This window comes from Cupriavidus sp. 05T313 (genome assembly GCF_056396665.1).
On record NZ_JBFTLX010000375.1, the window covers coordinates 1 to 7,750 of the forward strand.

Annotated in this window: 7 protein-coding genes; 3 read left to right on the forward strand and 4 right to left on the reverse strand. The window is 68.2% G+C overall.

The window, feature by feature from the left end; genetic code table 11:
• Positions 1 to 778 precede the first annotated feature (778 nt).
• Together AC1DKD_RS39065 and araD are read right to left on the reverse strand one after the other, a co-directional pair.
• Positions 779 to 1,762, reverse strand: coding sequence for a tripartite tricarboxylate transporter substrate binding protein (locus AC1DKD_RS39065; RefSeq protein ID WP_477144546.1), 984 nt, complete (start codon positions 1,760 to 1,762; stop codon positions 779 to 781).
• Between the two features lie 68 nt (positions 1,763 to 1,830).
• Positions 1,831 to 3,591, reverse strand: a complete 1,761-nt coding sequence (gene araD / locus AC1DKD_RS39070; protein ID WP_477144547.1) for an L-arabinonate dehydratase — start codon at positions 3,589 to 3,591, stop codon at positions 1,831 to 1,833.
• Positions 3,592 to 3,852: 261 nt separating this feature from the next.
• On the opposite strand from araD, the gene AC1DKD_RS39075 reads away from it, so the two are divergent.
• The 3 genes from AC1DKD_RS39075 to AC1DKD_RS39085 all read left to right on the forward strand — a co-directional run bounded on the left by AC1DKD_RS39075 (position 3,853) and on the right by AC1DKD_RS39085 (position 6,355).
• The gene (locus AC1DKD_RS39075; protein ID WP_477144548.1) at positions 3,853 to 4,869 is read left to right on the forward strand and encodes a LacI family DNA-binding transcriptional regulator; all 1,017 of its coding nucleotides are present in this window, start codon (positions 3,853 to 3,855) and stop codon (positions 4,867 to 4,869) included.
• A 120-nt stretch (positions 4,870 to 4,989) separates the two neighbouring features.
• Positions 4,990 to 5,931: a 2-hydroxyacid dehydrogenase gene (locus AC1DKD_RS39080; RefSeq protein WP_441626503.1), complete on the forward strand. Its 942-nt coding sequence runs from the start codon at positions 4,990 to 4,992 to the stop codon at positions 5,929 to 5,931.
• Between the two features lie 229 nt (positions 5,932 to 6,160).
• Entirely contained in the window at positions 6,161 to 6,355 is a 195-nt protein-coding gene (locus tag AC1DKD_RS39085; RefSeq protein ID WP_441626505.1) for a DUF1059 domain-containing protein, read from the forward strand.
• A gap of 88 nt (positions 6,356 to 6,443) precedes the next feature.
• Here AC1DKD_RS39085 and AC1DKD_RS39090 read toward each other — a convergent pair whose 3' ends face one another.
• Together AC1DKD_RS39090 and AC1DKD_RS39095 are read right to left on the reverse strand one after the other, a co-directional pair.
• Positions 6,444 to 7,271: a tetratricopeptide repeat protein gene (locus AC1DKD_RS39090; RefSeq protein ID WP_441626507.1), complete on the reverse strand. Its 828-nt coding sequence runs from the start codon at positions 7,269 to 7,271 to the stop codon at positions 6,444 to 6,446.
• A gap of 7 nt (positions 7,272 to 7,278) precedes the next feature.
• Positions 7,279 to 7,750, reverse strand: a 472-nt coding sequence (locus AC1DKD_RS39095; RefSeq protein ID WP_477144549.1) for a 5'-nucleotidase C-terminal domain-containing protein, incomplete at its 5' end; no start/stop codon positions are given.

Genomic DNA, 7,750 nt, shown 5'->3' on the forward strand with positions numbered 1-7,750 from the left:
GTGGTGGTATGTTGCACTCAAAGGAATACGACATCCCCCTGCGGGGGACGCCGGTCACTCTTCTTTGCTTCGGCAAAGAAGACTAACGAGAAGAAAGCCGACCCTGCCGGGGGCAGAGCAATAAGGCTTTCAGATATCGGTGGTTTCGTCGTACGGCCCAAAGTGCCGGCGGGCTTCTGCCGGTACCGGCTTGAGCGGCCACGGATCTGCCAGCCTCCGGGATTCGTGGTGGGGCCCCCGGTAGCGGACATCACTGACTTCGAGCCGTCTGTCGCTCGCGAAGTGGGCGGCCACGAAGTTGCAGGCGGTCCGGTTCCGTCGTGGGCGCGGTGGCACCGGGTGATATGCCCGAGGCCTTCACCACCGCGCCCGCCCCACCACGAAACCATGGGCATGTGGTGTGTCGTGGTGGTTCGTGCCGGTAACGGCAGATGTGGGAATGGTCACTGTGCACGAGGTCGGGGGCATCACCACGAAACCCATGGGTCGTGCCATTGCGAAGCCCTGCAAACTGGTAACGGCAGCTGCCAGCAGAACTGCGGCCGTACGACGAAACCAGCGCCCCTCGCACTCGCGATTGCTCTGCTCCCGGCAGGGTCGGCTTTCTTCTCGTTAGTCTTCTTTGCCGAGGCAAAGAAGAGTGACCGGCGTCCCCCGCAGGGGGATGTCGTATTCCTTTGAGTGCAACATGCCACCACCTCTCAAACAAACAGCGACCACCCCCAAGCGAGCAGAGCAATAGGCCTCCCGGAGACCAGGAGTTTCGTCGCACGCCACGTCAATCAATCCTGATATCCGCCGCTTTCACCACCCTCGCCCACTTCCCAATCTCACTACGCTGAAACCCCGCAAACTGCTCCGGCGCCATCCCCGAAGGCTCCATCCCCAACTTCTCCAACCGAGCCTGCATATCCGGCGTCTTGATGATCGCCGAAATCTCCCGATACAACCGATCCACGATCGGCTTCGGCGTATTAGCCGGCGCAAAGATCGCCTGCCACGATTCCAGCTCATATCCAGCCACCCCRGCTTCCGCCATCGTCGGCACATTCGGCATGCTCTTGATCCGCTTCGCCGAAGTCACGGCCAGCGCCCGCAGCTTGCCCGAATCGATATGCTGCGCAGCCACCACCGTGGTATCGAACATCATCGGCACCTGCCCCGCCATCACATCCTGGATCRCCGGGCCGCTCCCCTTGTACGGAATGTGGGTCAGCTTGATGCCCGCCAGGCTCTTGAACAATTCCCCGGCAAGATGCTGCGAAGTCCCGTTCCCGGCCGAGGCAAACGCCAGCGTATCCGGCCTGGCCCTGGCTTCCGCCACGATGTCCTTCACCGTCATGAACGGGCTGCCGGCACTGACCACCAGCACATTGGCATTGGTGCCGATCAGCGTGATGGGCGCGAAGGACTTGACCACGTCGTACGGCATCTTCGGGTACAGGCTGGCATTGATCGCGTGCGAACTGATGGTGCCACCGAGGATGGTGTAGCCATCGGGCGCCGCCTTGGCCGCGAAATCGGAGCCGATGTTGCCGCCGGCGCCGGGGCGGTTCTCCACCACCACGGTAGTGCCAAGCGCCTGCCCGAGCCGCTGGCCGATCAGGCGTGCCAGCGTGTCGGTGGTGCCGCCGGGCGGGAATGGCACCACGTAGGTGATCGGCTTGCTGGGCCAGTTGGCCTGGGCGGAAGCGGTCAGCGGGAGTACGGCGGCGGCTATGGTGGCAGCGGCGGCCAGCAGCGCAAGGGCTTGGCGTTTCATGGGGTCGTTGTCTCCTCGGTCGTTCTTATGATGATGGGTCCACCCGGCTGCGAGACGGGCGCGGTGCTTCAATGGATCTCCGGCTCGCCGCCCTCCGCGGCATCGACCGGCTCCAGGAAATCGAAATCGCAACCCTTGTCCGCCTGGCTGACGTGGCGCAGGTAAAGCTTGCCGTAGCCGCGCTCGAATTTCGGCACTAGCGCCACCCACGCGGCGCGGCGGCGGGCCATTTCGTCGTCGCCGATCAGCAGGTTGAGTTTGCGGGCAGGGACATCGAGMTCGATCAGGTCGCCGTCGCGCACGAAGGCGAGCGGGCCACCCACATACGATTCCGGCGTTACGTGCAGCACGCAGGCACCATAGCTGGTGCCGCTCATGCGGGCGTCGGAAATGCGCACCATGTCGCGCACGCCTTGCTTGAGCAGCTTTTGCGGAATCGGCAACTGGCCCCATTCCGGCATGCCGGGCGCGCCTTGCGGGCCGGCGTTCTGCAGCACGATCACGCAGTTGGCGTCGATGTCGAGCCGCGGGTCGTCGATGCGCGCCGCCATGTCGTTGTAGTCGCGGAATACCACCGCGCGGCCGGTGTGCCGCAGCAGGTCCTGCCGCGCGGCAGGCGGCTTGATGACCGCGCCGTCCGGGGCAAGATTGCCGCGCAGCACGGCAAGGCCGTCGCCAGCCACCAGCGGATTGGCGCGCGGGCGGATCACGTCGTCGTTGAAGACGCGGGCGCCTTCAAGGTTCTCGCCAAGGGTGCGGCCGTCGACGGTAAGCGTGCCGGTATCGAGCAGATCGCCCATCTGCGCGAGCATCGCGCGCAGGCCGCCGGCATAGTAGAAATCTTCCATCAGGTACTGGCCCGAGGGACGCACATTGGCCAGCACCGGCGTGCAGCGCGCCAGTTCGTCATAGCGGTCCAGCGAGAGCGCATAGCCGGCGCGGCGCGCCAGCGCGATCAGGTGGACGATGGCGTTGGTGGAGCCCGACAGCGCCAGCGCGGTGCGCACGCCGTTGTCGATGGCGGCGGGCGTGACGATCTCGGAGGGCTTCAGGTCCTGCCACACCATCTCGACGATGCGCCGGCCCGACAGCGAAGCCATCTGCGCGTGGCGCGAATCGGGCGCGGGAATCGACGAGGCGCCGGACAAGCTCATGCCGATGGCTTCCACCACCGCCGTCATGGTCGACGCCGTGCCCATGGTCATGCAGTGGCCGGGCGATCGCGCGATGCCGTCTTCGATGCCCTGCCAGTCCTGCTCGGTGATATTGCCCGCGCGCAACTCAGCCCAGTACTTCCACGTATCCGAGCCGGAGCCCAGCGTGACGCCGTTCCAGTTGCCGCGCAGCATCGGCCCCGCCGGCACGAAGATCGCAGGCAGGTCCATCGCCAGCGCGCCCATCAGCAAGGCGGGCGTGGTCTTGTCGCAGCCGCCCAGCAGCACGCAGCCATCGGCCGGGTAGGAGCGCAGCAACTCCTCGGTCTCCATCGCCAGCAGGTTGCGGTAGAGCATGGTGGTGGGCTTCTGGAACGGTTCGGACAGGCTCATCGCCGGCATCTCCACCGGGAAGCCGCCGGCCTGCCAGATGCCGCGCTTGACCTCTTCGGCGCGCTGGCGGAAATGGCTGTGGCAGGGGTTGATGTCGCTCCACGTATTGATGATGGCGATGACCGGCTTGCCGGCATAGTCGGCGCGGTTGTAGCCCATCTGCGCGGTGCGCGAACGGTGGCCGAAGGCGCGCAGGTCGTGGGCGCCGTACCAGCGGTGGCTGCGCAGTTCCTCGGGGCGCTTGCGGGGCCGCGCATCCGGTGCGGGGGTGGCGGTGGGCATGGGTTGTCTCCTCTGATCGGTGGCGCCGTTGCGGCGTCTGTCTTTTTTGTTTTGCGTGAGCGTGCGGCAGCGGTGCCCGCGGTCCCCGGAGAAGACAGATGATAGCGCTGTCATTTGTCCCTCACAACGCATGCGTGCTCGGGGTAAACCCGTCGCGCAGGCGGGCACCGGTGCCCGCCGAGGGGCGACGGCGCTATCATGGCGCCCACGCCGCCGCACCGCGCGGCGGACCGGCAATTCCCGCATCCCTCTTCGAGCTCAATGGCCCCGCCTCGCAAGCCAACCACCCCTCGCACCGCGCCCGCCCCCGCTGCCGGCCGCGCCACCGGCAGCGTCACATTGGCCGACGTGGCCAAGATCGCCGGCGTCTCGCCGATCACCGTGTCGCGCGTGGTCAACCAGCCCGGGCTGGTCTCGGCGCGCACGGTAGCGCGCGTGCAGGAAGCCATCCAGCGCACCGGCTATGTGCCCAACCTGCTGGCCGGCGGCCTCGCCTCGCGGCGCAGCCGCCTGATCGCGGCCATCGTGCCGACCATCGCCAACTCGATCTTCGCCGATACCATCCAGGCGCTCACCGACCGTTTCTCGCAAGCGGGCTACCAGATGATGCTGGGCCTGTCGGGGTACGCCGCCACGCGCGAGCAGGACCTGCTGGCCGCCATCCTCTCGCGCCGCCCCGACRGCATCGTGCTGACCGGCATCGCGCACACCGCCGATACGCGCCGCCGCCTGCTGGCCGCGCGCGTGCCGGTAGTGGAGACCTGGGACATCACGCCCACGCCGATCGACATGCTGGTGGGTTTCTCGCACGAGAAGGTGGGGCAGACCGTGGCCGAATTCCTTTATGCGCGCGGCTACCGGCGGCCCGCCATCCTGTCCGCCAGCGACCAGCGCGCCGAGTCGCGCCGGCTTGGCTTTATCGATGCGCTGGCCCGCCACGGCATCACCGAGGTGCCGAGCAGCATCGTGCCGGCGCCGTCCAGCCTGGGGCTGGGCCGCGAGGGACTGGCGCGGCTGCTCGACGGCGGCGCGCAGCCCGATGTGGTGTTCTGCAGTTCCGACACGCTGGCGCAGGGCGCGCTGTCGGAAGCCCGCGCGCGCGGGCTGCAGGTGCCGGGCCAGCTCGCCGTGATGGGCTTCGGCGATCTGAACTTTGCCGCGCACACCTACCCGGCGCTGTCCACGGTGCGCATCGACGGCCCGGCCATCGGCCGCACCGCTGCCGAGTGCCTGCTCGCGCGCATCGACGGGCGCGAGGTGGGGCCGGAGACGTTATGATTGCGCTAGCATCGAACGCCGCAACGAGCGGGGACAGGCACCGCCCCCGGCCGACCGGCCTTGCGCCCTGCTCCGCGCACTCTTCCCGGATCCCGCACCCTTTCCTTCGCCTAGCCTCCCATGTCCCAAGTCTCGCTCGTCCAGATCGGCCCCCTTGCGCCGCAGATCAACTCCCGCCTGCGGGAGCAGTACCAGGCCGTCCCGCTGTGGGAACAGGCCGACCCGCTGGCATGGCTGCGCGAACATGCGCAGCAGGCGCGCGTGGCGGTGACGTCCGCCCGCCACGGCCTGACGGCCGATGCCATCGCCGCGATGCCCGGGCTCGAAGCCATCGTCAGCTTCGGCGTGGGCTATGACTCGATCGCGCTGGACGCGGCCCGCGCGCGCGGCATCCAGGTCAGCAACACGCCCGACGTGCTCAACGACTGCGTGGCCGACCTCGCCTTCGGCCTGCTGCTCGACGCCGCGCGTGGCATTGCCCACGGCGACCGCTACGTGCGCGCCGGCAAGTGGGGCCAAGAGAACTTCCCGCTGACCACGCGCGTGTCAGGCAAGAAGCTGGGCATCCTGGGCCTGGGCCGCATCGGCGAAAAAGTGGCGCAGCGCGCCGCCGGCTTCGGCATGGACATCGCGTACCACAACCGCCGCCCGCGCGCGGGCGCGCCGTGGCGCCACGAGCCGGACCTGAAGGCGCTGGCCGGCTGGGCCGATTTCCTGGCCGTGACCTGCGTGGGCGGGCCGGAAACCGAAGGGCTGGTATCGGCCGGCATCATCGAAGCGCTGGGGCCCAAGGGCATTCTCGTCAATGTCGCGCGCGGCAGCGTGGTGGACGAAGACGCCCTGGTGGCGGCATTGCGCGATGGCCGCCTGGGCGGCGCCGGGCTGGATGTGTTCCGCGACGAGCCGCGGGCGCCGCAGGCGCTGTTCGCGCTGGACAATGTCGTGCTGGCGCCGCACATGGCCAGTGGCACGCACGAGACCCGCGCCGCCATGTCCGGGCTGGTGTTCGAGAATCTCGATGCCTTTCTCGGCACCGGCAAGGTGATCACGCCGGTACTCTGACGGACCGATCCGGCTGGCGCGCCGCGGACATTCCGTGGCGCGGCGCGCGCCCTATACTGAATCAGGCGCCTGCCACCCCGGCGGCGCCACTCTTCCCCGCTTATCGAGGACAACGCCGCGCCAGGGCGCCGCACGGGGTAAGCGCCTGCACGGGGTGCCAGAAGCACCCTGCCCGATTGACCTGATTGACCTGATTGACCTGATTGACATACGCGTCAGGAGGCAAAGCATGGGACGCAAATATATCGATTGCCGCGAGTTTCCGAGTGAGTCGAAGTGCACGGTGGCTATCAGTGCGGACAGCGAGGAAGAACTGCTTGAAGTCGCTGCCCAGCATGCGGTGCAGGTGCATAAGCATGAGGACGGACCTGAGTTGCGGCAGATGCTGAAGAGCGCGTTTAAGGATGGGGCGCCCCCGGCGTGAGATCGGGGTGGGGTTGCGGTGCGTTCGCGGCCAGGAATGCGACACCGGCATACCGCGACAGCCCTCCGCGTACCCACCCCACGACCACTCACGGCTTCAACGCCGGATGCTTCAGCGCATGCGCAGTCTCCCCCAAGTGAGCGAGAAAACTCCCCTCATCCCGCTTCAACCCCAGCTCCCCATAYCGATAGGCCATGGCCAGCGCCTGGATCGACTCGGGATGTTCCCGCTCGGCGGCAGATTCATACCATGCCACCGCGCGCCCCTCGTCACGCGGTACGCCCGCCCCTTCGCGATAGGCATTGGCTAGCATGAACATGGCCTGCGCCACGCCGGCATCGGCAGCCACCTCGAACCAGCGGGCAGCCGCGGCCGCATCGGGCGTGCGGCCGTAGCCGCCGCGGTGCAGCAGGCCCAGGTAATACGCGGCCCCGGCATTGCCAGCGGCGGCGGCGAACGCGAAATGCTGCCACGCAGCCGCGGCATCAGGCATGCCACCGGCACCACCGCCGTCCCCCAGGAAGGCCGCCTTGCCCAGCAGGAAATGCGCGCGCGCGTCCCCGGCCGCTGCCGCTTGCCGCAACCAGCCGACGCCCTCCCCCCGCAGCGCCGCATCCGCTCGCGCCAGCAGTGCCTCTCCCAGCGCGGTCTGTGCCGCCGCCTCCTTGCCTGCCGCGGCGCGGCGCAACGCCGCCAGCGCCTGCGCGTCGCCGGCCGGGCCGGCCAGCGTCTGCCACTGGGCCAGTTCCAGGCGCCGCGCGCTGGCGTGCTCGCGCCACGCCGACGCCCCGCCCACGCAACCTGCCGCCACCGTCACCGCCACCAGCGCGGCGGCGATCACCGGATGCACGCGGCGCTGACGGCGCCGGGGCGCGGGGCGCGCCGGCGTGATCGTTCCGTTCGCTATCGTGGTCATCGTTGCCTTACTGGTTGAGGTCAACGCTGTACAGCGACAGATTCTTGTTGGTGTCGTAGCCCGCCTGCTCCAGCGCGATATTGGCCAGCCCGGCTGCCTGCGCCTGCGCAAGCTGGTTGGCGGCGGAAGCGAACACCACCTTGCCGGCCGTGGCTACCTTGGTGAAGCGCCAGCTGCGCGCGGCGCCGTTGGCGGCGCGCGTGATCGCGCCAGCCTTCTTGATATACGCGATCAGCACGTCGCGGCTGGCGTCGGGCGAGCCATAGACCGTCTTGCTGCCGTCCAGGCCGGGAAAGTTGCCGCCGCCGCTGGCGCGGTAGTTGTTGGTGGCGACGATGAACTGCTGGCTGGCATCCAGCGGCACGCCCTTGTAGGCGAGGTTCTTGATGCGGCTGCCTTCGGGCTGCGTCACGTCGATCTCGTATTGCAGATCGGGCGAGGTGAACATGTCGAAGTTGTAGCCGGGGAAGCTGCTGATC

Coding starts and splice junctions, on each gene's coding strand:
- AC1DKD_RS39080 (WP_441626503.1), top strand. CDS start 4,990: ATGTCCCAAGTCTCGCTCGTCCAGATCGGCCCCCTTGCGCCGCAGATC.
- AC1DKD_RS39085 (WP_441626505.1), top strand. CDS start 6,161: ATGGGACGCAAATATATCGATTGCCGCGAGTTTCCGAGTGAGTCGAAG.